The sequence below is a fragment of the Streptomyces sp. SL06 genome (genome assembly GCF_058244745.1).
In genome coordinates this window covers 6193976-6218831 of sequence record NZ_JBSYOT010000002.1, presented here as the reverse complement: position 1 = coordinate 6218831, position 24856 = coordinate 6193976, and the positions used below count along the sequence as shown (strand labels likewise).

The window sequence follows — 24856 nt, the reverse complement described above, 5'->3', positions numbered from 1 at the left end:
GCCCTGTGACGGACGTGACGGCGCTGACGAGCGCGGCAAGCGGCGGCCGAGCGGCGGGAGTGACGCGGGCGGCGACTGAGCGGCCGGGGGCGCGGACGGCGGCCGAGCGAGCGGCAGCGTGGCAGGCGGCGGGCGGGTGGTCGAGCGGCAGCGGGTGACCGGCGGACGGCAGGGCGTGGGCGGCGGGGGACCGACCGGTGGGCGGGCAGGCAGGCTTGGCGGAGGGGGACCGACCGGCGGGTATGTGTAGGGGCTACCATTTCTGTCGCCATGCAGACGAACCCCACCCACACCAGCCTCGTCGCCGTCGGCGACTCCTTCACCGAGGGCATGTCGGACCTGTTGCCCGACGGCTCCTACCGGGGCTGGGCCGACCTCCTCGCCGCGCGGATGGCCGCCCGCTCCCCCGGCTTCCGGTACGCGAACCTCGCGGTGCGCGGCAAGCTGATCGGACAGATCGTCGACGAGCAGGTCGATGTGGCGGCGGCCATGGGAGCCGACGTGATCACCCTGGTCGGCGGGCTCAACGACACCCTGCGCCCCAAGTGCGACATGGCCCGGGTACGGGACCTGCTGACGCAGGCCGTGGAACGGCTCGCCCCGCACTGCGAGCAGCTCGTGCTGATGCGCAGCCCGGGTCGCCAGGGCCCGGTACTGGAGCGCTTCCGGCCCCGGATGGAGGCCCTGTTCGCCATCATCGACGACCTCTCCGAGCAACATGGCGCCGTGGTCGTCGACCTGTACTCGGCCGAGTCGCTGGCCGACCCGCGCATGTGGGACATGGACCGGCTGCACCTGACGGCCGACGGGCACCGAAGGGTCGCGGAGGCGGTGTGGCAGGCGCTCGGCCACGAGCCCGAGGACCCGCAGTGGCACGCGCCGATCCCGCCGACGCCGCCACCGGGCTGGGTCACCCGCCGGACCGAGGATCTCCGGTTCGCCCGGCAGCATCTGCTGCCCTGGATAGGCCGCAGGCTGACGGGCCGCTCGTCCGGCGACGGCCTGCCCCCCAAGCGCCCGGAACTGGTGCCGTACGAGGGCCTGACGCCGTGATTCCCCAGGTCACGCGGCCTTCGTAGGTTCCGACGAAGAACCCCGTGGCACCGGCCTGCACGAACCGCCAGTAGAATCCGGTCACGTGACTTCCGCTCCCGCCAAGCCCCGTATCCCGAACGTCCTCGCCGGACGCTACGCCTCCGTCGAGCTGGCCACCCTGTGGTCGCCCGAGCAGAAGGTGAAGCTGGAGCGGCAGCTCTGGCTCGCCGTGCTGCGGGCCCAGAAGGACCTGGGCATCGAGGTGCCCGACGCCGCGATCGCCGACTACGAGCGCGTCCTCGACCGGATCGACCTGGCCTCGATCGCCGAGCGCGAGAAGGTCACGCGGCACGATGTGAAGGCGCGGATCGAGGAGTTCAACGACCTCGCCGGGCACGAGCACGTGCACAAGGGCATGACCTCGCGCGACCTGACGGAGAACGTCGAGCAGTTGCAGATCCGGCTCTCCCTGGAGCTGGTCCGCGACCGTTCGGTGGCCGTCCTGGCCCGGCTGGGCAAGCTGGCCGGCGAGTACGGCGAGCTGGTCATGGCGGGCCGCTCCCACAACGTCGCCGCGCAGGCCACCACCCTGGGCAAGCGGTTCGCCACCGCCGCCGACGAGCTGCTGGTCGCGTACGGCCGGGTGGAGGAGCTGCTCGGCCGCTACCCGCTGCGCGGCATCAAGGGCCCGGTCGGCACCGCCCAGGACATGCTGGACCTGCTCGGCGGGGACGCCGGCGGGCTCGCGGAGCTGGAGCAGCGGATCGCCGGGCACCTCGGCTTCTCGCAGGCGTTCACCTCGGTCGGCCAGGTCTACCCGCGCTCGCTGGACTACGAGGTCGTCACCGCGCTGGTGCAGCTCGCTGCGGCGCCGTCCTCGCTGGCGAAGACGATCCGGCTGATGGCCGGGCACGAGCTGGTCACGGAGGGCTTCAAGCCCGGCCAGGTCGGCTCCTCCGCGATGCCGCACAAGATGAACACCCGCTCCTGCGAGCGCGTCAACGGCCTGATGGTGATCCTGCGCGGCTACGCCTCGATGACCGGCGAGCTGGCGGGCGACCAGTGGAACGAGGGCAACGTCTCCTGCTCGGTGGTGCGCCGGGTGGCTCTCCCCGACGCTTTCTTCGCGCTGGACGGGCTGCTGGAGACCTTCCTGACCGTGCTCGACGAGTTCGGCGCCTTCCCGGCCGTCGTGGCCCGGGAGCTGGACCGCTACCTGCCGTTCCTCGCCACCACCAAGGTGCTGATGGGCGCGGTGCGGGCCGGGGTGGGCCGCGAGGTCGCGCACGAGGCCATCAAGGAGAACGCCGTCGCCTCCGCACTGGCGATGCGCGAGCAGGGCGCCGAGCGCAACGAACTCCTCGACAAGCTCGCCGCCGACGAGCGCGTCCCGCTCGACCGTGCCGCGCTTGAGGCCCTGATGGCCGACAAGCTCTCCTTCACGGGCGCCGCCGCCGCTCAGGTCGGTGCCGTCGTCGGCCGGATCGAGGAGATCGTCAAGCAGCACCCGGCAGCCGCGGGCTACACCCCCGGAGCGATCCTCTGACACCCTTCACCCGGGCCGAGCTGCAGACCGCCCGCGACCGTCTCGTGCCGGACGTCGTCGCGGACGGCCTCCATGTGCTGTTCTGCGGAATCAACCCCGGCCTGATGACGGCGGCGACGGGCCACCACTTCGCCCGTCCGGGCAACCGCTTCTGGCCGGTGCTGCTTCTCTGCACTTCACCCGGACGAGTGACGACCTAGTTCCCGAAGGGGTCGGGCCCTTCCCAGTCTCGCTCCTCTGCCTGGCCCCAGCCGGCCGGAGAGGCCGCGCGATGGTCAAGCCTGCGCTGGAGCACAGCGTCTGCCTTGGCTGCCTGCATTGCGGATTCGATCACGAACAGGCGGGCGAACTGATAGTCCTCGTGGGTAAGCAACTTGTGCCCTTCTTCCACGAAGAATCTGGCGTTTCCACCCATGTAGCGCCCGACCTGAGGCGTCAGGACATCAAATCGCGCATACCGGGTGTAGTCGATCCCAAGCGCAGTTACTCGCATTGCCCGCTGCATCTCCTTAGTCGTCTTTGTGACACTCGACAACTGCTTTGAGATGTCCTTGATATGACTCAAGAGATCAGTCAGGCGTAGCTTCTTGGCCTCTCTGTCCCCACCGATCCTGCGACTCTCGTCACGGTAGTCTTTGACATCACCGAACCGGAACGGTGGCCTGTAGGCCGACCGCCGAGTCTCGGTGTAGTGCTCGATGAGCTCCGTGAACGCAATCGAAAGCGCCGCCATCGTCTGCGGCAAATCTCCTTTATCTGCACAGGACTGCGCGAATTGCAGGAATTTCACGGTCTGGGGCCGCGACACGAGGTCAATCATGTCGATCTGTGTGAACGCGCCCCCAAAGATCATTGGGGTGGCGTCGGTGAAGAAGGTCAGCACGTCCGCGCGAACCTGGTCAATGTCCGTCGGGGATGGAACGGCACCATGGTGCTTGAGGTTGACCCGGAGCTTATTCATCCGCTCCATGGCTTTCTTGCTCGGCAGTTGCGAGTTGGGCGGCAAGCCAGCCGCGAGCTTCTCCCAGTACTGAGAGAAGTTGATCTGCGTAGGAAGGCCGACCTGGAGGTGCTCCCCCGCAAGAACAAGGAACAGTTCGACTGCGTCATGAAAGGACAGCACAGCGGTTGCTGCGAGGGGCTGAGGCTGCCGAGACTGCGTCACGCCCTGCTCGTGGAGGAAGCGGATGAAGGCCAGCCGCTGCACGGTCTGGGGTGTTAGCGGGTTAGTTGGGGTGGTCATCACGCCTCCGGAGGTCGTGGATCGGGCAAGCCGAGATCGACAGGGCCGCGGCGAGTGAGCCGCAGGGCCTCGTCGCGCTTGGCGCGAAGAAAGGTCAGCGTCAGGTCGATGCCGTCGATCTCACCGAGCCACTTCTCGGCCTCCGCCCGCCTTCGCCTGACCTGAAGATCTTCCTCCAATTCATCCAGACGCGTGAGCATTTTCGGGTTGACCTGGAGCATCGGGCAGCGGATGCAGGCGTGTTCGTGTTGGCACGGGGTGCCGTAAGGGCGTGCGCAGGAGCCTAAGGGTTGTCCCGTAAATGATCTCGGACGGGCCGATGACCTGGCCGTTTGCCCGTCACCCAGCGACGATCAGGTTGTGTAGGCGGGCGATGCCGAGCATGGCGTGGTGGACGCCGTCGCCTTTCAGGCGGCAGTCGCGGAGGATCTTCCAGGTCTTCATGCGGGCGAAGGCGTGCTCGACTCGGGCGCGGACTTTTCGGTGGGAGGCGTTGTGTTCCTCCTTCCAGGCCGGGAGGTTTGCCTGGCCGGGTTGGCGGCGGTGTGGGATGACCAGGCCGGTGCCGCGGTAGCCGCCGTCGGCGATGACGGTGGTGCGGCCGACGGCGGCTTTCGCGCCCGAGATCTCCCATGCCTTGCAGTCGTTGCGGTTGCCGGGCAGTGGCCGGCCGACGGCGACGACGAGCCGGGTGTCGGCGTCGATAACGACCTGGTGGTTGGTGGAGTACCGGTAGTTCTTCGACTGCTCGGCAACCTGGTGGTCGCGGGTGGGGACCAGGGTGCCGTCCACGATGAGCACGGTGTCCTTGCGGAACCGCTTGCGCTGCTGGAGCGCGAGCGCCGGGCCCAGGTGGTCGATGATGCGGTCCGCAGCCGACTTCGACACCCCGAACAGCGGAGCCAGTTGGCGCATGGTGAGGTTCGTTCGCCAGTACGCGGCGACCAGCAGGACCCGGTCCTCCAGCGGCAGGCTCCAGGGTCGGCCCTTGCGCACCGGGTCTGCACCCTCCCGGCGCAGGGCTGTGATCAGCTTGCCGAACTGACGCGAGCTCAGCCCGGTGAACGGGACTATCCAGGAGGGCTCCGACGCCGTGATCACACCAGACACGACAAGATCATCTCACCCGTGGCCAGCGGTTACGGGACAACCCTTAACCACGACTACTGGTTGTTCGACAGCAGTAAGCTGGTCCGGATGCACTTCGATGATGCTGACCGTTTCCTTGGTGGCGAGCTGATCGAAGATCCGGCCGTGATCGTGGAGCACAACTACTGGCGTGACGCCGCCTGGCACCACGCCAGACGACGGGATGACTTTGCCTCCGAACAACACAACCGGCGCGACTAACGTCCACGAGGCACGTAACGCGCTGGGCAAGCGACTCCGTGAACTGCGGCAACAAGCCGGTCTGACCGGCAAGCAGCTCGCGGAGTCGTTGGCATGGCCACCATCCAAGGTGTCGAAGCTGGAGAACGGCCGACAGACACCGACCGATGAAGACATCACCGGCTGGACGCAAGCGACCGACAGCGTGGGCGAAGCTGAGGCGCTTCTTGCTTCGCTGCACACCCTCGAAGTCCAGCATGCCGAGTGGCAGCGACAGTTTAAGACGGGTCTCAGTACTCATCAGAACGAGATTGCCGATCTGGACGCTCGCACCAAGTTGTTCCGCGTCTTTGAAGCCACCGTTATCCCGGGCCTGTTGCAAACGGCTGAGTATGCGCGAGCACGGCTTGTCCAGGGCATCACGATGTTCCAGGCACCCAACGACATCAACGAAGCCGTGCGGGCACGTGCCCAGCGCCAAGAAATCCTGTACCGGCCGGATAAGCGATTCCACTTCGTTCTTACCGAAGCAGCGCTGCACTTTCGGCTGGCATCACCAGAAATCACGCTCGGACAGCTAGACCGACTTGTCTCTCTGTCGGCCCTGCCCAACGTACGGCTCGGCATCATCGCGTTCGAGACGCAGTACGTCGTTGCCCCGTGGCATGGCTTCTGGATTCTGGACAACGACCGCGTGATGGTCGAGACGTACTCAGCAGAGCTGAACCTCGCCCAGCCCCAAGAGATCGAGCTGTACGGCGGTGTCTTCGACCAGCTCGCCGCCGTTGCCAGCTACGGCCGCGCCGCGCGAGCGATCATCACGCGCGTCATTGACGATCTTGTGCCGAACTCCCCCGAAGATGGCTCGTGATTTCTGCGCCCTTCGCTCGTTCGTGGAGTTGCTAGAAATACCAAGAAACTTTCTATGCGCACCTCTCTCGCGCCCCTACGCTCCCTGAAAGACGGTCAACCGTCTTTACCCCTTCGGGATTTGGGAGAGCTAGGTGTCCACCTTCGTACCACTGCTCACCAGAGAGCAGATCGACCGACTTCCTGAGCGCGCCCGCGACGTGGTCGAGTACCGAAAGAGCGGCCTCAGCCTGAACCACATCCAGGGGTGTCCGCTGGACTGCGCCTACTGCATCCGGCACACCTACGGCCTGTGGGATCAGCGGCAACCGCGTGCCCTCATGAGCGACACCCAGGCCGTCGAAGAACTGGTCAATCACCGGTACTTCCAGCCGCACGTGACGCCGGTTCAGGTCTTCAACCGGGCCACAGACCCGTTCCTCCCCAACGTCCGGCCACACACCTTCGCGGTGCTAGAAGACCTCGACAAGCGCGAGCTGCGCAACCACGTGTTGGTCATCACCCGGCACGCCATGAAGGCCGACGATGTCGAGCGACTCAACCAGCTCCGGCACGTCAAGGTGACGCTGCTGTTCACGTACTCGGGGATCGATAACAAGGACATCGAGCCGTACCCGTCCAGCGTGGCAGCCCAGTCGCTCAAGCTCATGAGTGAACCGCTCGACCGCAGCTATCGGACGGTTCTGTACTGGCGACCGCTGGTGCCAGGTCTCAACGACTCACCGGAACATCTCGACCGGGCGTACGAGCTGAGTTATCACGCTGACGCCACGGTTTTCACCGGCCTGTTCTACCGGGGTCAGATCGCCGACTACTACAAGGCGAACAACCTGCCCGAGCCGTACGACGAAACCGCCCGGCGCAAGATCGTGCCGGAGACGCTGGAAAAGCGTGTCCTCTCAACGTTCGCCGGCTGCGAGTCGTTGTTCCGCAAGACCTCGTGCGCCGTGTCGTTCGCCCATGGCGAGGCCGACTACAACGGCCACTACGGCATCCGTGAACTGTGCGACATCTGCCCGCTCGCACAGCTCAGCCTCTGCAAGGGCGCCCACCGCGTGCCAAGTGCGCAGAAGATACGGGAAGTCGCTTCCGGCTTGTCTGACGCCAGCGGCTTGGTGGTCGTGGACATCACGGAGCGGGCGGCTGTCGTCGCCGGACTCGCCGAGGAACAGCCGCGCTACTACCTCCAACACGCCCTCGGTTTCCAGGTGCACGATGTTCGCCATCCCCACCACGACCGGCGGCATGGTCGGGCGGATATCGGATGGAAGGAACCGAAGCAAGATGACTGACTGGACGAACCTGAACTACGTCGTCGTGGACGTGGAGGGCAACGGACAGCAGCCGCCGGACCTGGTGGAGTTGGCCGTAGTGCCGATCGTCGGTGGGGTTATTGGGGAACCGGTGAGCTGGTTGGTTCGACCGGATCAGCCGATCACGCCCATGGCCCGACGGATTCACGGCATCACCAACGAGGCCGTCGCCGACGCGCCGTTGTTCGAGGACATCAAGGTTGACGTACTGCTGGCCTTGTCCCACCCGGCGCTGGTGGCTCACAACGCCCACGTGGACGTTGGCGTGCTTCGACGCAAGCTCACGGGGTGGGAGTGCCCGGAAGTCTTCGACACGCTCAAGCTGGCCCGCCGTTTCGTGCCCGACCAGATGAGTCACCGACTGGGGTCGCTGGTCGAGGCGTTCAAGCTCTCTGAGGGGCTGTCGCCAGAACTGAGGCCTCACCGCGCCACGTACGACGCGCTTGTCACGGCACGGTTGTTCCAGATGCTCGCGACGACCAACAGCATTCCGCGGTCGCTGGATGACCTACGTGACCAACCGCCAGGGGGTGGCAGGGATGAAGCTGCGACCCTTTTCTAGCCAAGAGCGAGGCATGTTCGTCACGGTTGACGGCCCCAGCGGTGCCGGGAAGTCCACGATCGTTCGCCACCTGGCGCACATGCTCGTAGCCGAAGGTGAGAACGTCCATGTGACGGCCGAGCCGTCGAAGGGACCGATAGGCGATCTCTGCCGTCAGTTGACGGAGACGGTCACCGGTCACGCCCTCGCGTGTCTGTACGCGGCCGACCGGTACCACCACGTCGAGACGGAAGTACGGCCGCACCTTGAGGATGGCCGGACGGTCATCAGCGATCGGTACATCCCCTCTGGTCTGGTGATGCAGCGCTTCGACGGTGTTGATCCGTCATTCCTCTGGCAACTCAACGCCGAAGCTGACCGCCCCGATCTGGCGGTGATCCTCGAAGCCGACCCCGAGGTGATCTCAGAGCGGCTAACGGAGCGTGGACCACATAACCGCTTCCAGCTCTCGCCAGGCAGCAGTCACGCAGAGGTTCACTTCTACCGGCAAGCGACCGAGCGTTTGATCCAGGCCGGTTTCGATGTCCTGCGCGTTGACTGCAACCAGCGACCACCCGAGCAGGCGGCCAAGGTCATTCGAGATCGACTGACGACCTTCTTCGCCGCCCCTCGTGTGTGACTCACGCGTCGTGGTTCTCTCCGCTGAGCGAACCAGTTGGTGGCTCAGCACCCCATGAAAGCAGCAGGGCTGGCGGCGTTGGCTCCGCGTCCGTCGCCAGCCCTTGCACCCCGTTCCTGCGGAGCGCAGAGCGATGAAGCCTCCGATCTACAGCTACGTCCGGGCACTTCCTGATCTGGATGACCAAGCCACCAAAGAACTGCTTCAGCAAGACACCGGCGGTGGGTGTGGATCGCCGCTCCTCCGGAGAAGGAAGTCTCGTCATGGTCGCTGACCATCAAGGACGGCGGGCCGATGTGACCGCCAAAGACACCGTGAACCCAATCCCGCTGCTCGTTGCAACGCTCCCATTGACCGCCATCCCTGCGGCTGTTGCGTACTCACGCATGTTCGTCCGTCACATGCTGACGCGATGGCAGCTCGAAGAGCACGCCGACACAACGACGCTCATCATGAGCGAACTCGTCACCAACGCCGTCAGGGTCAGCGGGATCACCGACCTCAAGCCCAAGCCGTGCCAGATCAAGCCTGAGCACGTCGTCGGGATACAGCTCCGTGCCATCGGTGCCAGCCTCTACGCCGAGGTCTGGGACAGAGCAGAAGCGGCTCCCGTACAGAAGAACCCAACTCTTGAAGAGACAAGTGGGCGCGGCCTGCTCCTCGTTGATGTGCTGGCGAAGCAGTGGAACGTCTACCGTTCACCGGTCGGCGGGAAGGTCGTCTGGGCTGAGCTGCCCATCGGTGCGCCCGTGGAGTCGTCCTCCTTCAACCAACTACACCCCCCGATCGTCCTACCAACCGGCATCCGGGCATCACCGGGACCGGTTGAAGACCAGGCGCGTACTGCGCTGTTCGACCACCTGTTGGAGACGACGATTTCGGCGATGGTCGCGTCGCGGGGGAACGATGCAATCTAAGGACCGTGGCCGGCTGCGGGTTGGTCGGCTCGATCAAGAGCGAGTTGGTGCCTGATGAAGCCGCAACAGATATGGGGACTGTTCGACTGGTACCAAGGAACCTGCTTCCGCTGCGAAGCGCTCGGTGTTCCAGTGGCTCACGTCGGGGACATGGTCGTCCGAGACGCAGAACTGCCGCTGTTCGCGTGCCATCGCTGCATCTTCCGCATGCAGCAGTCTCACTGGTTCAGGACGACCACGCGAGCGTGGCCACTCCACCGGTTGCAGCTTCCTGGGCCGACGGAGCCACACGCTTCACGTCCTCAACTTGAGTGCTGGCTTCGGTATGGCAGGTGGCGAGAGGGGAGGCATCGGTCTAGCGCGTGATCCGCGGAAGCTTGGTCGGGCTGACCTACGGGCAGTGGTTCGGCGCGCGGTAGAGGGGGGGGAGCAAGTGACAACTCCAGAGAACAAAGAACGCCCCGTGACGATGGTCGCGGGGCGTACTTTGTTGGCGCGTACCGGATCGGGTGCCGCTTCATCGACTTCGCACCTCTGTTCGATTGTGTCAGGTGCTGTCGTATTACCCGTCAGTTCACCTGCGCAGCCAGGGAGTTGTGTGTCAAGGTGCCAAGGCTTCCTTATGTGACACATGGTACAGAAGGAGGCTTTTTTTTAGAATAGTAGACATGGAATATATGAGGAACTATTTATGAGTGACGAGAAAAAAGAGCCGGGGATGTACTTGCGGAGTCTCCGTCTCAAGAACTTCCGATCCTGTTATGACGCGGAAGTCGAGTTTCAACCAGGAATCACCCTTCTCGTCGGCGAGAACAACTCTGGAAAATCCAATGTGATCGAAGCACTGCGACTTGCAACCGCGCCTCTAAACCGTCGGGCGACAAGGTACTTTGATGAGTCCGACCTATCTCACGGTCGGGAAGGTCAAGAAGCCGAACTCCACGCATCCTATGACGGTCTGACGAAAACTCAGCGCGCGCACTACATCGCAGCCTTGGACGTTGACACCAACCCGTTGTCGATGTAGTCGCGTGTGAGAACGGCATCCCGTGAGGAAATAAGCGGGTGCACTGTCCGCAACTGCCGATCGATGCCAGGTGCCCGCTCTTCATCCGTATCAGAGATGCGAATAAGGGCCGACCCTCACAGGCGAATTTGGTTCTGAATTAATCTTGCTCACAAGATCAATTTTATTACAAATGGGTAGTTATTGAAATGTTCAAAGGGCTGAACGCGCACTGGACGGCGTCGGCGATGGCCGAGGAGTATGCGCGGCTGCGGCTCGCCGCGCACGCATAACCGGGGTCACGGCGGAGCCTCCCGCGTGACCACGGCCAGCAGTTGCACCTCGTCCGTCTCGTCCCGGTCGGCGACGGCCACCGCGAGCCAGCGGCCGGTGTCCCCCGCCTCCCAGAGGTGGGCCACGCGCGCGCGGGCGCTGAGGTCGGCCCACGGCGCGGGTATGTCCTCCGCCTCGGTCCGCAGCAGGACCGTCTGCAGATTCCAGGGGTCCGTCTCCCCCCAGCGCGCGGCGAGGCGTTCGCAGAGGGCGTCCCGGTCACTCTCGTACTGGTCGACGGTCCGCGCCCGCTCCGTCCCGTCGGCGTCGCGCAGGCCGTGGCTGCTCTCCAGCACCGCCACGAAGTGACCGGGAGCCGCCGCGTCCGCCGGGAAGGGCCGGAGGCACAGCTCGTCGATGAGGGAGATGTGCCGCGCGATGTTCATGCCCTCCAGTAAACCGGCCCCCACCGACAATTGGCGGGCCGTCAGCCGGCCGTCTGCGTCACGCGTCGCGGCGGCACAGCCGCCAGGCACCGGCGAGGACGGCGGCCGTCGCCCACAGCGCGGTCACCGCGAGCCCGGTCCAGGGGCCCAGTGTGCCGTCGTACGTCCGGTGCAGGACGATCTGCCCGGCCCTGTCCGGCAGGAGGTCGACGGCGCCGCCGGCCGCGTCCCCGATGACGAAGGAGACGATGAGGATGAACGGGATCAGGATGGCCAGGGCGGCCGTGCCACTGCGAAGCAGCGCGGTGAGTCCGGCCGCGAGCAGGGCCATCAGCGTCAGATAGATCCCGCACCCCACGACCCCGCGCGCCTGCTCGGCGAGGGTGAGTCCGTCCACCGCCGGGGAGCCGGTCACCGCGCGGTCGACGAGGAGGGCGGCGAGCGCGGTGACCGTGCCCACCACCAGGACCGGTACGGCGACGACCGTCAGCTTCGCCGCGAACCAGCGTCCGCGCCGCGGAACGGCCGCCAGGGAGACCCGGATCGCGTTGCCCCGGTACTCGGACGACACGGCCGTGGTCCCGAAGGCGATGGCGGCGATCTGGCCGATCAGGACGCCGAACAGGGCGGTGAACAGCGGGTCGGAGTCCGGCTCCGGGGCACCGGAACCGGCCAACGCGGAGAAGGCCGTGACGAGCGCGAACAGGGCCGGCAGCGTCCAGCACAGCGAGCGCAGGGTGCGGACCTTGAGCGCCTCCGAGCGGATTACGGGCGCGAGGGACATGGTCAGGCCTCCTGGGGCTGTGCGGTGAACTCGCTCTCGGCGGCGGTCAGGTCGAGGTAGGCCTGTTCCAGGGTGCCCTCGTGCGAGGACAGTTCGAGGATCGGCACCCCCGCACCGGACAGGACACGCCCGATGTCGTCCACGCGCGCGTGGTGCACGCTCCAGTGGCCGTCGTCGTCCTCCACGGCGTCGTGGCCGTGCCGGGCCAGGGCGGCCTTCAGGGCGGTGGCGTCCGACGTGCGGACACGCACCCGGGGCCGCACGCGCGCGTCGATGAACTCCCGCATCGGGGTGTCGGCGAGCAGGCGGCCCCGGCCGAGGACGACCAGGTGGTCGGCGTAGGACGCGGTCTCGTTCATCAGATGGCTGGAGACCAGCACCGTGCGCCCCTCGGCGGCGAGCCGGCGCAGCAGTCCGCGGATCCAGATGATGCCCTCGGGGTCCAGCCCGTTGGAGGGCTCGTCCAGCATCACCGCCTCCGGGTCGCCCAGCAGGGCGGCGGCGATGCCCAGACGTTGCCGCATGCCCAGGGAGTACGTCCGCACCCGGCGGCGGCCGACCGACGCGATGCCCGTCTCCTCCAGCACCTCGTCGACCCGGCGCGGCGGAACGCGGTTGCTCGCGGCCAGGACGCGCAGATGGTCCCGGGCGGTGCGCGAGCCGTGCGGGGCGTGCGCGTCGAGCAGCGCTCCGACGTGCCGCAGCGGTTCGTCGAGGGCGGTGTAGGGCCGGCCGCCGACGGTCGCCGTCCCGGACGTCGGCCGGTCGAGGCCCAGGACGAGCCGCATGGTGGTGGACTTCCCGGCGCCGTTCGGGCCGAGGAAGCCGGTGACACGGCCGGGGCGCACGGTCACGGTGAGGTCCGCGACGGCTCGTCGGGTGCCGTACTCCTTGGTGAGGTTGCGGAGGTCGATGCTGGTCATGACGGCAGCGTCGCCGAACGTACCGCGCCGTGTCCTCCCCCGCCGGTGGGTCGTGCCTCCCCCGTGCGGGGGAGCCCCGCTGTCGGTGCCGGATGACACGATGCCGGGATGGTTCGCCTGCTGCGCCCGCTGGTACGCGGGAGGACGTACACGCGGTTGCTGCACCTGTGGGTGCCGATGGCGGCCCTCAGCATGTGGATGTGGGTCGAACCGGGGCTGCCCTGGGCGCCGTTGATCATGCTGGTCCCCTTGGGTCTGATTCCGGCGGTGCGCGTGGGCGAGGGGGTGCAGGCGCGGCTGCTGCTGACGCCGGACGAGGCGGAGCCCGGCTTCTCCGCGCGGCCCGCAACGGCCTGGCGGGACCGGTGGCGGACCGTGCTGTGGCTGGAAGCGCGGACGCTGCTGGGCGGGGTGACCGCGTACGCCACGATCTGGCTGCCGATCCTGTCGTACGCCCTGGCCTCGCGCGTCGTGGGGCACGCGAGCGAGGACCTGCCCGCGCCGGCGGGGACGCCGTGCTGGGCGTACGGCGTGTTGGCACCGGTACCGCTGGTCGCGCTGTACGCGCTGGTGGTCGGCCTGGGCGAGCTGGTCACCGTCGTCGCGCGGCAGTTGCTCGGCCCCTCGGCCGCCGAGCGCCTCGCGGCCCTGGAGGAGCGCACCGGGCAACTCCTCGAACGCACCCGTATCGCGCGCGAGCTGCACGACTCCATCGGTCACGCCCTCACGGTGGCCGTCGTCCAGGCGGGGGCCGCCCGCGCGGCGAACAGCCCCGAGTTCACCGACCGGGCCCTGACGGCGATCGAGGAGACGGGCAGAGCGGCCCTGACGGACCTCGAACGGGTGCTCGGCGTGCTGCGGGAGACGGAACGGCCCGTGAGCACCGGACCTGACCTCACGGACGCCGATCGGCTGCTGGAGGCGGCCCGCGCCTCCGGGGCCGAGGTCGAAGCCGAGTTCACGGGACCGCTGGAGACGCTGCCGGGCCCGGTCTCGCGTGAGGGCTACCGCATCCTCCAGGAGGCGCTGACCAATGTGCTGCGGCACGCGGGGGCGGTACCGGCCCTGGTCCGCGTCGGGGTCGCGGACGGCGCGCTCACCCTCGTTGTGCGCAATCCGCTGCCGGACGACGCGGCAGCGCCCGGCCGCGGCAGCGGACTGCGCGGCATACGCGAGCGTGCCGCGCTGCTGGGCGGGCGGGCGGACACGGGGCCGGACGGCGCCGGGCACTGGCGGGTGCGCGTCGAACTGCCGCTGCGCTGATCTACGCTGGGCGGATGCCGGTCAGCGTGCTCCTCGTGGACGACGAACCCCTGGTGCGCGCCGGTCTGCGCGCCGTGCTGGAGGCGCAGCCGGACATCGAGGTGGTCGGGGAGGCCGCGGACGGGGCGGCGGTCATCCCGCTGGTGCGCCAGGTGCGGCCGGACGTGGTCGCCATGGACGTCCGGATGCCGCTGCTGGACGGCATCGAGGCCACCCGCGCGCTGCTGCGGACGGTGGCCGACCCGCCGAAGATCCTGGTCGTGACCACCTTCGAGAACGACGAGTACGTGTACGAGGCGCTGCGCGCGGGCGCCGACGGTTTCCTGCTCAAGCGGGCCCGGCCGGCTGAGATCGTGCACGCGGTGCGGCTGATCGCCGCGGGCGAGTCCCTGCTGTTCCCCGCCTCGGTGCGGCGGCTGGCCGCCCGGTACGGCGACGACGGCGGGAACCGCGCGGCCCGCGCCGAGTTGGAGCGGGCGCGGCTGACCGAGCGGGAGGGCGAGGTGCTGCGGCTGATGGCGCGCGGCCTGTCGAACGCGGAGATCGCCGCCCGGCTGGTGGTCGGCACGGAGACGGTGAAGTCGCATGTGAGCGCGGTGCTGGCGAAGCTGGGGGCCCGGGACCGCACCCAGGCGGTGATCACGGCGTACGAGTCGGGGTTCGTGGCGCCCGGTTGAGGTGCTCGCGCTCGCCGTGAACGTGCGGTCCGGAACTCGCCGGGGCGGACCGGTCCGAGTACCATCCGGCCAACACGCGCACGAGCTGGGAGGACGGACCTTGGCAGGCCTGACCGGCGGGGACCCGTCGCTGCTGCGGAGAATCAACTCCGCCGTGGTGCTCCACGCGTTGCGCACCACGGACTGCGCGACGCTGACCGAGATCACCCGGGTGACGGGGCTGTCCAGGCCGACCGTCGAGGGCGTCGTCGAAGGGCTGATCGAGGGCGGTCTCGTCGTCGAGACGGCGGCCGACGGGAGCGCCGCCCGGCGCCAGGGCCGGCCCGCGCGGCGGTTCCGGTTCCGGGCGGAGGCCGGGCACCTGCTGGGCCTGGAGATCGGGCCCCACCGTGTCGCCGTGCTCCTGTCCGACCTGGACGGCCGGGTGATCGGCGCCCAGGCCAAGGATGTCGGCGAGACGGCCCCGGCCGACGAGCGGCTGGAGCGGCTGCGCACCGCCGTCGCCGAACTGCTGCGCCGGGCCGGTGTCGCGCGCGGCTCGCTGCGGGCGGTGGGGGCGGCCACGCCCGGGATCGTCGAGGCGGACGGCACGGTCCGGCTGGGCACCGCGCTGCCCGGGTGGACGGGACTGAGCCTGGGCGAGCGGCTCAGCCGGTCCTTCAAGTGCCCCGTGCTGGTCGAGAACGACGCGAACGCGGCGGCCGTCGCAGAGCACTGGAAGGGTGCCGCGACCGGGTCCGACGATGTCGTGTTCGTGCTGGCCGGGCTGAGTCCGGGGGCGGGGGCGCTGATCGGCGGGCGGCTGCACCGCGGGTACGGAGGGGCGGCCGGGGAGATCGGCGCGCTGCATCTGCTGGGCCGGGACGTGACGCCCGAGACGCTGCTGTCCACCACCGGCCAGCCGTTGCACCCGCTGGACGAGCAGGCGGTCGCGAAGGTCTTCGCCGAGGCCCGCGAGGGCGATCAGCGGGCCACCGCGGCCGTCGAGCGTTTCATCCAGCGGCTGGTGCACGACGTGGCGGCGCTGGTGCTCGCCCTGGATCCGGAGCTGGTCGTCATCGGCGGCTGGGCGGCCGGGCTGGACGGCGTACTGGAGCCGTTGCGCCGGGAGCTGGCCCGCTACTGTCTGCGCCCGCCCCGGGTGACCCTGTCGCTGCTCGGCGAGGCCGCCGTGGCGACGGGTGCGCTGCGGCTGGCCCTCGACCATGTGGAGGAGGAGCTGTTCGCCGTCGAGGGGGCGACGGCGCGCCGCTGACCCGGCGGGGGCGGGTGCGGGTGGCGTCGTCGCCGGTGGCGCGGGCCGGTCAGGAGGCCTGGGCCGGCGGACCGTGGTGTATCTCCACGTCGCCGGAGTCCCCGAACGTCAGCCGGCAGGTGTCCGCGCGGTAGGTGGCCACGGCGAGCGCGGCGGTGCGGCCCTCGGCGAGGTAGCGGGTGGTGACCACGAGGACGGGCGCGCCCGGGAGCCGGTCCAGCTCCTTCGCGTCGTCGGCGCCTGCCGATCCCAGCTCCACGGCGCTCTCCTGCCGCTCCAGTTCCCCGCGCTGCAGTTCGCGCAGCACGGCACGCGCGCGTGCGGCGCCGGAGGGCGCGTCGATGGCGGTGAGGTCGGGCACCGAGGACGGCGGGACGTACAGCAGCTCCGCGGCGACGGGCTGGCCGTGGGTCACCCGGGAGCGGCGGACGGTGTGGACGGGCTCGTCGCGGCCGGTCCCCAGGGCGTCGGCGACGGACGCGGGCGGGGCCGCCAGGACGCAGTCGGCGGGCTGCCAGGCGTCGCCGGCCGTGCCGGGCCAGTCGTGCCGCCGGGTGCCGACGGCCACGCCGACGCGCGGCGGGGCGACGGTCGTACCGACGCCGCGGCGGCGCTGGAGCCTGCCTTCCAGTTCGAGCTGTTCCAGGGCCTGGCGGAGCGTCGCGCGGGCGACGCCGAAGCGGGCGGCCAGGTCACGCTCGTTGGGCAGGATCTCGCCCACCGAGAACTCCGAGTCCAGGGCCTCGCTGAGCACGGTCCTGAGATGCAGGTACTTCGGTTCCGGCACCGATTCCAACTGCGTGGTCCCCACCCTGTCCTCCGCAATCGCCGTGGTCCGGCGGCTTTTTGGCGCCCTTGTTTATTAAAGGTTGTTGCAGTTGTCTGCGACGATAAAACGGCCCGTTCCCTTGGTCAAGACCAATCCCGCGACGGACGGTCCCGGCCCCTGTCGCGGGACGGCACGCGGCTAGGCATGGGCGGCCAGGAGGCGCAGCTTGTCGGGGTTGCGGATGATGTACACCGCCTGGACGCGTCCGTCGGCCACGTCGAGCTGGAAGACGGAGTCGGGCCGGCCGGCCGACAGGGCCAGCAGGGCCGGACCGCCGTTGATCTCCAGGAAGCGGTGGGAGAAGTCCGGGATGCCCTTGCGCGCGACGCCTTGCAGGAAGCGGGCCACCTTGTCGGCGCTCTCCAGCACGCGCAGCGGGGCCTTGGACTTGCCGCCGCTGTCGCCCACCAGGCGCACGTCCGGCGCGAGCAGTTCCATCAGCCCGGCCAGGTCACCGCCGGTCGCGGCGGCGAGGAACCGTTCGGTGAGGTCACGGCGCCGGACCGGGTCAACGTCATAGCGGGGCCGTCGCTCCTCGACGTGTTTGCGGGCGCGTCCGGCGAGTTGGCGTACCGCCGCCTCCCCGCGCTCCAGCATGGCGGCGATCTCGGCGTACGGGTAGCCGAACGCCTCCCTGAGCACGAACACCGCCCGCTCCAGCGGTGACAGCGACTCCAGGACGACGAGGACGGCGAGGGACACGGAGTCGGCGAGGACGGCCCGCTCGGCGGTGTCCGGCGCGGTGTCCCCGAAGTCGGTGACGTAGGGCTCGGGCAGCCACGGGCCGACGTAGGTCTCGCCCCGCGACTTGATCTGGCGCAGCCGGTCGACGGCGAGGCGGGTGGTGACGCGCACCAGGTAACCGCGGGGTTCGCGCACGGCGGACCGGTCGGCGGCGGACCAGCGCAGCCACGCCTCCTGGACCACGTCCTCCGCGTCGGCCAGGCGGCCCAGCATGCGGTAGGCGACCCCCAGGAGAACGGGGCGGTGCTCTTCGAAGACATCGGTCGCGGTTTCGGTGGTCACCGTTCCATCCCAGCGGACGGGTCCGGCGGTGTCCAGGCGGATTCGTCCGCGCCCGGCGTCGGCTGCGGACGGGCCGCAACGGGGTCTACCCGTCGGCAACACTTGCTGACAGGCTGTCTGCGCGACCGCCGTCATCGTTCGCGCGTTCCCGACCGCGTGTTTCCGGAGGAGCCACATGTCCGCGACGCTCTCCGGCCCTGGAACTCGGCCGAGTGAAGCTGGTGCGCCCGGAGTCTGCCGCTCCCCCTGGTCGAGCGGCTGCCCAGCACGGGGCCGGACGGAACGTGCGGTTCACCGACGACCTCCCCGGCGCCCCCGTCACCGTGGCGTGGGCAACCGGGACCGGCTGCTCCCGTCCCGGCAGGGCGTACGCGCCAAGCACCCCATCCCGCGCGCCCGCCTGGTGCGGTCGGGTCCCGGACGGTCAGGGAACCGGACGCGGGCGATCGGACGCGGGACACCGGCGGGCCCCTCCCCTGCCCGTCCGGACGCAGGCGGTCGGGCGTAGCCGCACCGGCAGGCCCCTGGCGCCCCCGGGTGAGGCGTCCGCACGGCTGTTCACGCGGAGTTTCCGTGGTCGCCGCGCCGTGCCAGTAGGTCTGGCTGCGCACCGGCCGGACCACCGGCCGGGTCCCGTCCCCGGAGGCGCATCCATGTCACACCGTCCGTTGCCCGGTCGCCGCAGCGTGCTGCGCGGCTCACTCGCCGCCTCGGCGGCCCTGACCCTGCCCACCGCCCTCGGGGCGGCACCGGCGTTCGCGCGTTCCGGGCGGCCGGGGGCGGGCTGGGGTGTGCAGGCGGGAGACGTGACCTCCGACTCCGGTCTGGTGTGGGTGCGCTCCGACCGGCCGGCCCGGATGATCGTCGAGACCTCCGCGACGGAGTCGTTCCGCAACCCGCGCAGATGGCACGGCCCGCTGCTCGGCGCGGACACGGACTTCACCGGCACGACCGGGCTCAACGGCCTGCCGCCGGGCGAGCAGATCCACTACCGCGTGCTGCTCGCCGACCCGGACGACCCGCGCCGCACCGGCGAGCCGGTCCCCGGCACCTTCCGCACGGTGCCGGTCCGCCGGCGCGCGGGCGTGCGCTTCGTGTGGTCCGGCGACCTGGCGGGGCAGGGCTGGGGCATCAACCCCGACCTCGGCGGCTACCGGATCTACGACGCCATGGGCGCCCTGGACCCGGACTTCTTCCTGTGCAGCGGCGACAACATCTACGCCGACGGCCCCATCGAGGAGACGGCCGCGCTGCCCGACGGCGGCATCTGGCGGAACGTCACCACCGCGGAGAAGTCCAAGGTCGCCGAGACCCTCGCCGAGTTCCGCGGCAACTTCCGCTACAACCTGCTCGACGAGAACCTGCGGCGCTTCAACTCCCGGGTTCCCTCGATCATCCAGTGGGACGACCACGAGGTGCGCAACAACTGGTACCCGGGCCAGGTGATCGCGGACACGGACGACCGCTACACGGAGAAGAGTGTGGACGTACTGGCCGCTCGGGCCCGGCGCGCGTTCGGCGAGTACTTCCCGGTCTCCACCCTGCGCCCCGGCACACGGGAGGGACGCGTGCAGCGGGTGCTCCGTCAGGGGCCCCTGCTGGACGTGTTCGTGCTGGACATGCGCACGTACCGCAACGCCAACTCCCCCGACGACCAGAGCGTGGACCCGCAGGGCATCCTGGGCCGCGAGCAGTTGGAGTGGCTCAAGCGGGAGTTGGCGAGGTCGCGTGCGGTGTGGAAGGTGATCGCGGCCGACCTGCCGATCGGGCTGATCGTGCCCGACGCCACCGAGGGCGGGGCCAACATCGAGGCGGTGGCGCAGGGCGACCCCGGCGCGCCGCTGGGACGCGAGTTGCAGATCGCCGAACTGCTGCGCTTCGTCAAGCACCGGCGGATCACCGGCACGGTGTGGCTGACCGCCGACGTGCACCACACCTCGGCCCAGCACTACCAGCCCTCGCGCGCGGCGTTCACCGACTTCGAGCCGTTCTGGGAGTTCGTGTCCGGGCCGCTCAACGCGGGCGCGTTCCCGGCGAGCGACCTGGACGGCACCTTCGGCCCGGAGCGGGTGTTCGTGAAGGCGCCGACCGCGTCGAACGTCTCGCCCGCCGAGGGCTACCAGTTCTTCGGCGAGGTCGACATCGACGGCGACAGCGCCGAGATGACGGTGCGGCTGCGCGAGCAGGACGGCACCGTGCTGTTCACAAAGGTGCTGCGTCCGGGCCGGGTCGGCCAGTAGTCCGTCCATTAGCCTGTCCGGTGTGCCGCGCATCGGCGTCATCCCCCGGTGCGCGGCCGGGGATCGCCGACTCCCCCGCGCGGCGGCACCGTTTTTGCTGGTCAGGCCGATTGCCAGTGGCCGGTTTCACGGTTTGCCCGTGACGCGGTCCGGGCAGGCCGTGATCCGTCGCCGAAAGATCAGCAAATGTCCCGGAAGGCATCTTTACCCATCGGTCACAGGGCGTTCGTGATCACGCAACACCATTCCTTCACAGTGGCTTCATGAGTCGAGACCTGTCTGATGTGACGGCCGCCGTGACCCGCGTCGTCGAACACGGCCCGGCGGTGCCCGCCATGCTGCTCGCGTCGGTGGCCACCCTGATCGCCACGGCGGGCTTCCACACCCGGTGGTCACGGCGCCACGGACAGGCACCGCCGGCGGGCGATACCGGCGCCCGGCCCTCCGCGGACGAGCGGCGTGCCGGGGCGTCCGACCGGGGCGGGGCGGTGTCGGACGCGGACGCCGAGGCCGTGTCCCGGGCGGGTGCCGGAGCCGACGCCGAGGAGAGCGCGCTGTGGCGGATGCGGACGACGGTGCGGGACGCGCCGGGGTCGCTGGCCGTCCTGTGCGCGGCCCTCGCCGACCGGCGGATCGACATCCTGAGCCTGCAGACGCACCCGCTGGCCGAGGGCACGGTGGACGAGTTCCTGCTCCGCGCCCCTGGCGGGCTGACCGGGTCCGAACTGACCGACGTGGTGACGGCGGCGGGCGGCACCCACACCTGGACCGAGCGGGCGGACGCCCACGACCTGGTGGACGCGCCGACCCGGGTACTGGCGCTGGCGGTCCGTACGGCCCTGGACGCGGCGGAACTGCCCCTGGCGCTCCGCCAGTTGCTCGGCCGGTGCACCATTCGCTCACTGCCCGCGGCCGTCGGGGGACGTACGGCGGACGAGGTGCCGCCGGAAGGGACCTTCGAGGACACCGTGCTGCGGCTGCGCGCCCCGGAGGGCGGGGTGATCACTGTGGAGCGGCCGTATCTGCCGTTCACCCCGGCCGAGTTCGCCCGCGCGCGGGCGCTGGTCGAGCTGGACGCCCGGCTCGGTCCGCGTGTCCCGCACGGCCGGGACGTGCTGACGCTCCAGGAGGGGAGCGACATCATGGTCCGCCGGGCCGACACCCGTGACGTTCCGGCGGCGAAGGCGATGCACGAGCGGTGCTCGGACGAGACGCTCGGGATGCGCTACCACGGCCCGGTCAGGGACGCCGGCCGGTATCTGAACCACCTGCTCAGCCCCCGCTTCGGCCGTACCCTCGCCGTGCAGACGGCCTCGGGGCGGATCGTCGGGCTCGGTCATCTGCTGTGGGACGGGGACGAGACGGAGGTCGCGCTGCTCGTCGAGGACGGGTGGCAGCGCCGGGGCATCGGCGGCGAACTCCTCGGACGGCTCGTGGCGATGGCGGTGGAGGCCGGCTGCGAGAGCGTGTACGCCGTGACGCAGGCGTCCAACACCGGCATGGTCGCCGCGATGCGCGGCCTGGGCCTGCCCCTCGACTACCAGATCGAGGAGGGGACCCTGGTCATCACGGCCCGCCTGGACGCCGGGGCCCGTTCCGGGGCACGGCTGCCGCACGGGGAGCGGATCGGCAAGGAGTGAGAGCGCGGGGCGCCGTCGCGTCTCACTCGGTCCGCGACAGCGCCCGCGGCGACGGGACGGCCTCGGCGGTCCCCTCCTCCAGGGCCCGGTCGAGGTCGGCCCACAGGTCGTCGGCGTCCTCCAGGCGCTTCTGTCGGTGCAGGTGCGCCCGCACCGGCGGGAGCTGGTCGGCCCGTTCGTGGAACGGATCCGGGCGCTGCCCGAGTCACGCACCGTCGTCCATCTCACCGGGCCCGACGACTATCTCGTCCATGTCGCGGTGGCGGACATGGCGGACCTCCAGCGGCTGGTCCTCGACGAGTTCACGTCCCGGCGGGAGGTGGCCCGCGTCGAGACACGGCTGATCTTCCAGCAGTGGGAGTGCGGTCCCCTGCTGCCACCGGCCGTGCGCGCGGCCCCGCCCCCGGCCACGCCCTGAGCGAAATCCGGCCGGACGCGCCGTCGGGCCGGATCCGCCCGGCTGACGCGGCACCGGTATCCGTATGAGGATGTCCGCATGTCAGAGACCAAGAGCCTGCTGCCCCGCGAGGTCGCCGACGCCTACGTCGACGATCTCATCGCCCTCGACCCGGTCACCGGTACCTTTCTCGGCGTCGCCGAGAGTTCCGGCCGCCTGCCCGACTTCTCGCCCGCGGGGCAGGAGGCCCTCGCCGAGCTGGCGCGGGCCACCCTGGCCCGGCTGGCCGAGGCGGAGCGCCGGCCCGGCGGGGACAGCGACGTGGAGCGGCGCTGCGCCCGGCTGCTGCGCGAACGCCTCACCGCCGAACTCGCGGTGCACGAGGCGGACGAGGGCTTGCGTTCGGTCGGCAACATGGGCACCGCCCCCCATTCGGTGCGGGAGGTCTTCACGGTCACGCCGACGCGGACGGACGAGGACTGGGCCCGGATCGCCGAGCGGCTGCGCGCGGTGCCGGGGGCGCTCGCGGGTTACCGCGAGTCCCTGGCCCTGGGTCTTGACCGCAAGCTGTACGCGGCTCCGCGTCCGACCGCCACCTTCGTCGAACAGCTCGGTGAGTGGGCGGACACGGGCGAGGGACGCGGCTGGTTCGAGGACTTCGCCGCCGACGGCCCCGAGGGGCTGCGCCCGGAGCTGGAGGAGGCGGCCCGCGCGGCGACCGCCTCCGTGGTGGAACTGCGGGACTGGATGCGCGACGTGTACGCCCCGGCGATCGAGGGCGCGCCGAACACGGTGGGCCGGGAGCGCTACGCCCGCTGGTCGCGCTATTACAACGGCACGGACCTGGACCTGGACGAGGCGTACGCGTACGGGTGGGCCGAGTACCACCGGCTGCTCGCCGAGATGAGGCAGGAGGCGGAGAAGGTCCTGCCGGGCGCCGAGACCCCCTGGGTGGCGCTGGCCCACCTCGACGAGCACGGCAAGCACATCGAGGGGGTCGACGAGGTCCGCGACTGGCTGCAGGGCCTGATGGACCAGGCGATCGAGCAGTTGGACGGCACGCACTTCGAACTCGCCGAGCGGGTGCGGAGGGTGGAGTCGCGCATCGCCCCGCCCGGCAGCGCGGCGGCGCCCTACTACACGTCGCCGTCGGAGGACTTCTCCCGTCCCGGCCGCACCTGGCTGCCGACGATGGGCCAGACCAGTTTCCCGGTCTACGACCTGGTCTCGACCTGGTACCACGAGGGCGTCCCGGGCCACCACCTCCAGCTCGCCCAGTGGGCGCACGTCGCGGAGAGCCTCTCCCGCTACCAGGCCTCCGTCGGCATGGTCAGCGCCAACGCCGAGGGCTGGGCGCTGTACGCGGAGCGGCTGATGGACGAGCTGGGCTTCCTCACGGACGCGGAGCAGCGGCTCGGCTATCTGGACGCGCAGATGATGCGGGCCGCCCGGGTCGTCGTGGACATCGGCATGCACCTGGAGCTGGAGATCCCGGCGGACTCCCCGTTCCATCCGGGCGAGCGGTGGACGCCGGAGCTGGCGCAGGAGTTCTTCGGCGCGCACAGCAGCCGTCCGGCGGACTTCGTGGAGAGCGAGCTGACCCGGTATCTGACGATCCCGGGCCAGGCGATCGGCTACAAGCTCGGTGAGCGGGCGTGGCTGCTGGGCCGGGAGAAGGCCCGGGAGCGGCACGGCGACGCCTTCGACCTGAAGGCCTGGCACATGGCCGCGCTCTCCCAGGGCTCACTGGGCCTGGACGACCTGGTGGACGAGCTGTCCCGGCTCTGATCCCGGCTCACCTGCGGAAACCACCCTCCGAGTCGATCACCTGACCGGTGACCCGGCCCGCCTCGTCCGTGGCGGGCCACGCGATGAGGCGGGCCGGGGTCGACCGTGTTCACGGTGGTCGCGTGCTCGGCGAGGGTGGTCGACAGGGAGCGTGTGAGGGAGTCCGGGGCGCCCTTCCGCAGGGCGTAGGCGTACGCCTGGCAGCAGCACCGAGCGGGTGTCGGCCTTCCAGTGCGCGTCAAGCATGGCGGCGTCGTGCGGGACGTGGTGGTGCAGGTGGACGACGCTCGCCCCGTACGCGGCGAGCCTGCGGTCGGGCGGCGCCGCGCATGCCGTTTTCGCGGCGGTCAGCCGTCCGCGAGGCGTCGTAGTTGTACGACGTTCAGCCAGGTCTCGGGTCCGGGGCGCACCTCGGCCGCGCGGACCGCGTACCGGCCGGGGTCCAGGGCGACCCGCACGTGGTCGGCGCGGTCCGAGTCGGTGCCGGGCCAGGCCGCGTCGAACAGGAGCACAGGGCCGGGGACGCGCCAGGACACCTCGGGCTCCCACTCGGCGGTGTCGAGAGCGGCGGAGACGCCGGACAGTGCCTCGTCCTCGGAGTCCGCGGCGCACCAGCGGACGAAGGCGGTGTGCTCGGGCAGATAGGCGGTGGAGGCGGGTTCGTCGCCGAGCACCAGGGCCGTGGAGTCGCCGACCGGGAGGAGTCCGACGTAGCCGTCGACCTCGCAGGCGCGGTCGTAGTCGGAGGCCGTCTCCTCGCCGTCGGCGCCGGTCCAGAACGGCAGGACCGTCTCCGGGACCGCTATGAGCGGACCGCCGCCCGACTCCACCCACTCCACCGCGCCCGGCTCCGCGTATCGCACCATGCGGCAGAA

The 24856-nt window shown here is 69.8% G+C and carries 24 protein-coding genes and 3 pseudogenes; 17 read left to right on the top strand and 10 right to left on the bottom strand.

Annotated elements, in window-relative coordinates; all coding sequences use genetic code 11:
• Positions 1 to 270: 270 nt before the first annotated feature.
• The 3 genes and pseudogenes from AC4IHM_RS28595 to AC4IHM_RS28585 form a co-directional block, all read left to right on the top strand.
• Entirely contained in the window at positions 271 to 1053 is a 783-nt protein-coding gene (locus tag AC4IHM_RS28595) for an SGNH/GDSL hydrolase family protein (RefSeq protein WP_490869840.1), read from the top strand.
• A gap of 85 nt (positions 1054 to 1138) precedes the next feature.
• On the top strand, positions 1139 to 2581 hold the full coding sequence (gene purB / locus AC4IHM_RS28590; RefSeq protein ID WP_490869839.1) for an adenylosuccinate lyase: 1443 nt from the start codon (positions 1139 to 1141) through the stop codon (positions 2579 to 2581).
• A pseudogene (locus AC4IHM_RS28585) lies at positions 2578 to 2745 on the top strand (uracil-DNA glycosylase family protein); the annotation flags it as partial. The gene purB and the pseudogene AC4IHM_RS28585, both read left to right, overlap by 4 nt.
• Before the next feature lie 32 nt (positions 2746 to 2777).
• Here AC4IHM_RS28585 and AC4IHM_RS28580 read toward each other — a convergent pair.
• From AC4IHM_RS28580 to AC4IHM_RS28570, 3 genes are all read right to left on the bottom strand, one after another.
• Positions 2778 to 3824, bottom strand: coding sequence for a hypothetical protein (locus AC4IHM_RS28580; protein ID WP_490869838.1), 1047 nt, complete (start codon positions 3822 to 3824; stop codon positions 2778 to 2780).
• Positions 3824 to 4045 carry a recombinase gene (locus tag AC4IHM_RS28575; protein WP_490869837.1) on the bottom strand — a complete coding sequence of 74 codons (222 nt, stop codon included), beginning with the start codon at positions 4043 to 4045 and terminating at the stop codon, positions 3824 to 3826. Before AC4IHM_RS28575 ends, AC4IHM_RS28580 begins: the two co-directional genes overlap by 1 nt.
• Positions 4046 to 4163: 118 nt before the next feature.
• Positions 4164 to 4934 carry a transposase gene (locus AC4IHM_RS28570; RefSeq protein WP_490869836.1) on the bottom strand — a complete coding sequence of 257 codons (771 nt, stop codon included), beginning with the start codon at positions 4932 to 4934 and terminating at the stop codon, positions 4164 to 4166.
• Between the two features lie 18 nt (positions 4935 to 4952).
• Here AC4IHM_RS28570 and AC4IHM_RS28565 point away from each other — a divergent pair, with 18 nt between their 5' ends.
• The 7 genes from AC4IHM_RS28565 (at position 4953) to AC4IHM_RS28535 (ending at position 10461) form a co-directional block, all read left to right on the top strand.
• Entirely contained in the window at positions 4953 to 5174 is a 222-nt protein-coding gene (locus AC4IHM_RS28565; protein ID WP_490869835.1) for a DUF6879 family protein, read from the top strand.
• Positions 5137 to 6024 (top strand): helix-turn-helix domain-containing protein, encoded by an 888-nt coding sequence (locus AC4IHM_RS28560; RefSeq protein WP_490869834.1) that lies wholly within the window; start codon positions 5137 to 5139, stop codon positions 6022 to 6024. The genes AC4IHM_RS28565 and AC4IHM_RS28560 overlap by 38 nt, the downstream gene beginning before the upstream one ends.
• A 133-nt stretch (positions 6025 to 6157) precedes the next feature.
• Entirely contained in the window at positions 6158 to 7315 is a 1158-nt protein-coding gene (locus AC4IHM_RS28555) for a radical SAM protein (protein ID WP_490869833.1), read from the top strand.
• The gene (locus tag AC4IHM_RS28550) at positions 7308 to 7898 is read left to right on the top strand and encodes a 3'-5' exonuclease (RefSeq protein ID WP_490869832.1); all 591 of its coding nucleotides are present in this window, start codon (positions 7308 to 7310) and stop codon (positions 7896 to 7898) included. The genes AC4IHM_RS28555 and AC4IHM_RS28550 overlap by 8 nt, the downstream gene beginning before the upstream one ends.
• Before the next feature lie 13 nt (positions 7899 to 7911).
• Positions 7912 to 8517 (top strand): dTMP kinase, encoded by a 606-nt coding sequence (gene tmk / locus AC4IHM_RS28545; protein ID WP_490869831.1) that lies wholly within the window; start codon positions 7912 to 7914, stop codon positions 8515 to 8517.
• 179 nt (positions 8518 to 8696) lie between these two features.
• Positions 8697 to 9434, top strand: a complete 738-nt coding sequence (locus AC4IHM_RS28540) for an ATP-binding protein (protein ID WP_490869830.1) — start codon at positions 8697 to 8699, stop codon at positions 9432 to 9434.
• Positions 9435 to 10125: 691 nt separating this feature from the next.
• The gene (locus AC4IHM_RS28535; protein ID WP_490869829.1) at positions 10126 to 10461 is read left to right on the top strand and encodes an ATP-dependent nuclease; all 336 of its coding nucleotides are present in this window, start codon (positions 10126 to 10128) and stop codon (positions 10459 to 10461) included.
• Positions 10462 to 10739: 278 nt separating this feature from the next.
• On the opposite strand, the gene AC4IHM_RS28530 is transcribed toward AC4IHM_RS28535, so the two are convergent.
• The 3 genes from AC4IHM_RS28530 to AC4IHM_RS28520 are packed head-to-tail and all read right to left on the bottom strand — an operon-like array spanning position 10740 to position 12866.
• Positions 10740 to 11159 (bottom strand): hypothetical protein, encoded by a 420-nt coding sequence (locus AC4IHM_RS28530; protein ID WP_490869828.1) that lies wholly within the window; start codon positions 11157 to 11159, stop codon positions 10740 to 10742.
• A gap of 58 nt (positions 11160 to 11217) precedes the next feature.
• On the bottom strand, positions 11218 to 11943 hold the full coding sequence (locus tag AC4IHM_RS28525; protein ID WP_490869827.1) for an ABC transporter permease: 726 nt from the start codon (positions 11941 to 11943) through the stop codon (positions 11218 to 11220).
• A 2-nt stretch (positions 11944 to 11945) separates the two neighbouring features.
• Positions 11946 to 12866: an ATP-binding cassette domain-containing protein gene (locus AC4IHM_RS28520; RefSeq protein WP_490869826.1), complete on the bottom strand. Its 921-nt coding sequence runs from the start codon at positions 12864 to 12866 to the stop codon at positions 11946 to 11948.
• 108 nt (positions 12867 to 12974) lie between these two features.
• Between AC4IHM_RS28520 and AC4IHM_RS28515 the strand changes: the two genes are divergently transcribed.
• The 3 genes from AC4IHM_RS28515 (at position 12975) to AC4IHM_RS28505 (ending at position 16061) form a co-directional block, all read left to right on the top strand.
• The gene (locus AC4IHM_RS28515) at positions 12975 to 14129 is read left to right on the top strand and encodes a sensor histidine kinase (RefSeq protein ID WP_490869825.1); all 1155 of its coding nucleotides are present in this window, start codon (positions 12975 to 12977) and stop codon (positions 14127 to 14129) included.
• Positions 14130 to 14143: 14 nt separating this feature from the next.
• Positions 14144 to 14806 carry a response regulator transcription factor gene (locus tag AC4IHM_RS28510; protein WP_490869824.1) on the top strand — a complete coding sequence of 221 codons (663 nt, stop codon included), beginning with the start codon at positions 14144 to 14146 and terminating at the stop codon, positions 14804 to 14806.
• 100 nt (positions 14807 to 14906) lie between these two features.
• Positions 14907 to 16061: an ROK family transcriptional regulator gene (locus AC4IHM_RS28505; protein ID WP_490869823.1), complete on the top strand. Its 1155-nt coding sequence runs from the start codon at positions 14907 to 14909 to the stop codon at positions 16059 to 16061.
• A gap of 49 nt (positions 16062 to 16110) precedes the next feature.
• Here the strand turns inward: AC4IHM_RS28505 and AC4IHM_RS28500 are convergent, their stop codons facing one another.
• Positions 16111 to 16872: a GntR family transcriptional regulator gene (locus tag AC4IHM_RS28500; protein WP_490869822.1), complete on the bottom strand. Its 762-nt coding sequence runs from the start codon at positions 16870 to 16872 to the stop codon at positions 16111 to 16113.
• Between the two features lie 156 nt (positions 16873 to 17028).
• Complete coding sequence (locus AC4IHM_RS28495) at positions 17029 to 17916, bottom strand: RNA polymerase sigma-70 factor (RefSeq protein ID WP_490869821.1); 888 nt, start codon at positions 17914 to 17916, stop codon at positions 17029 to 17031.
• Positions 17917 to 18569: 653 nt separating this feature from the next.
• Here AC4IHM_RS28495 and AC4IHM_RS28490 point away from each other — a divergent pair.
• The 4 genes and pseudogenes from AC4IHM_RS28490 (at position 18570) to AC4IHM_RS28475 (ending at position 23981) form a co-directional block, all read left to right on the top strand.
• Positions 18570 to 20156, top strand: a complete 1587-nt coding sequence (locus AC4IHM_RS28490) for an alkaline phosphatase D family protein (protein WP_490869820.1) — start codon at positions 18570 to 18572, stop codon at positions 20154 to 20156.
• A gap of 263 nt (positions 20157 to 20419) precedes the next feature.
• Positions 20420 to 21796 (top strand): GNAT family N-acetyltransferase, encoded by a 1377-nt coding sequence (locus AC4IHM_RS28485; RefSeq protein WP_490869819.1) that lies wholly within the window; start codon positions 20420 to 20422, stop codon positions 21794 to 21796.
• Between the two features lie 67 nt (positions 21797 to 21863).
• Positions 21864 to 22214 (top strand): annotated as a pseudogene (locus AC4IHM_RS28480) (Lrp/AsnC ligand binding domain-containing protein); the annotation flags it as partial.
• Between the two features lie 78 nt (positions 22215 to 22292).
• Entirely contained in the window at positions 22293 to 23981 is a 1689-nt protein-coding gene (locus AC4IHM_RS28475) for a DUF885 domain-containing protein (protein ID WP_490869818.1), read from the top strand.
• A gap of 7 nt (positions 23982 to 23988) precedes the next feature.
• Here AC4IHM_RS28475 and AC4IHM_RS28470 read toward each other — a convergent pair.
• Both AC4IHM_RS28470 and AC4IHM_RS28465 read right to left on the bottom strand, forming a co-directional pair.
• Positions 23989 to 24236, bottom strand: a pseudogene (locus AC4IHM_RS28470) (SDR family oxidoreductase); the annotation flags it as partial.
• Between the two features lie 92 nt (positions 24237 to 24328).
• Positions 24329 to 24847, bottom strand: coding sequence for an immunity 21 family protein (locus tag AC4IHM_RS28465; protein ID WP_490869817.1), 519 nt, complete (start codon positions 24845 to 24847; stop codon positions 24329 to 24331).
• Positions 24848 to 24856 lie beyond the last annotated feature (9 nt).

Coding starts and splice junctions, on each gene's coding strand:
- AC4IHM_RS28525 (WP_490869827.1), bottom strand. CDS start 11,943: ATGTCCCTCGCGCCCGTAATCCGCTCGGAGGCGCTCAAGGTCCGCACC.
- AC4IHM_RS28485 (WP_490869819.1), top strand. CDS start 20,420: ATGAGTCGAGACCTGTCTGATGTGACGGCCGCCGTGACCCGCGTCGTC.
- AC4IHM_RS28510 (WP_490869824.1), top strand. CDS start 14,144: ATGCCGGTCAGCGTGCTCCTCGTGGACGACGAACCCCTGGTGCGCGCC.
- AC4IHM_RS28550 (WP_490869832.1), top strand. CDS start 7,308: ATGACTGACTGGACGAACCTGAACTACGTCGTCGTGGACGTGGAGGGC.
- AC4IHM_RS28595 (WP_490869840.1), top strand. CDS start 271: ATGCAGACGAACCCCACCCACACCAGCCTCGTCGCCGTCGGCGACTCC.
- AC4IHM_RS28490 (WP_490869820.1), top strand. CDS start 18,570: ATGTCACACCGTCCGTTGCCCGGTCGCCGCAGCGTGCTGCGCGGCTCA.
- AC4IHM_RS28540 (WP_490869830.1), top strand. CDS start 8,697: ATGACCAAGCCACCAAAGAACTGCTTCAGCAAGACACCGGCGGTGGGT.
- AC4IHM_RS28575 (WP_490869837.1), bottom strand. CDS start 4,045: ATGCTCCAGGTCAACCCGAAAATGCTCACGCGTCTGGATGAATTGGAG.
- AC4IHM_RS28465 (WP_490869817.1), bottom strand. CDS start 24,847: ATGGTGCGATACGCGGAGCCGGGCGCGGTGGAGTGGGTGGAGTCGGGC.
- AC4IHM_RS28530 (WP_490869828.1), bottom strand. CDS start 11,159: ATGAACATCGCGCGGCACATCTCCCTCATCGACGAGCTGTGCCTCCGG.
- AC4IHM_RS28560 (WP_490869834.1), top strand. CDS start 5,137: ATGACTTTGCCTCCGAACAACACAACCGGCGCGACTAACGTCCACGAG.
- AC4IHM_RS28580 (WP_490869838.1), bottom strand. CDS start 3,824: ATGACCACCCCAACTAACCCGCTAACACCCCAGACCGTGCAGCGGCTG.
- AC4IHM_RS28515 (WP_490869825.1), top strand. CDS start 12,975: ATGGTTCGCCTGCTGCGCCCGCTGGTACGCGGGAGGACGTACACGCGG.
- AC4IHM_RS28475 (WP_490869818.1), top strand. CDS start 22,293: ATGTCAGAGACCAAGAGCCTGCTGCCCCGCGAGGTCGCCGACGCCTAC.
- AC4IHM_RS28535 (WP_490869829.1), top strand. CDS start 10,126: ATGAGTGACGAGAAAAAAGAGCCGGGGATGTACTTGCGGAGTCTCCGT.
- AC4IHM_RS28520 (WP_490869826.1), bottom strand. CDS start 12,866: ATGACCAGCATCGACCTCCGCAACCTCACCAAGGAGTACGGCACCCGA.
- tmk (WP_490869831.1), top strand. CDS start 7,912: ATGTTCGTCACGGTTGACGGCCCCAGCGGTGCCGGGAAGTCCACGATC.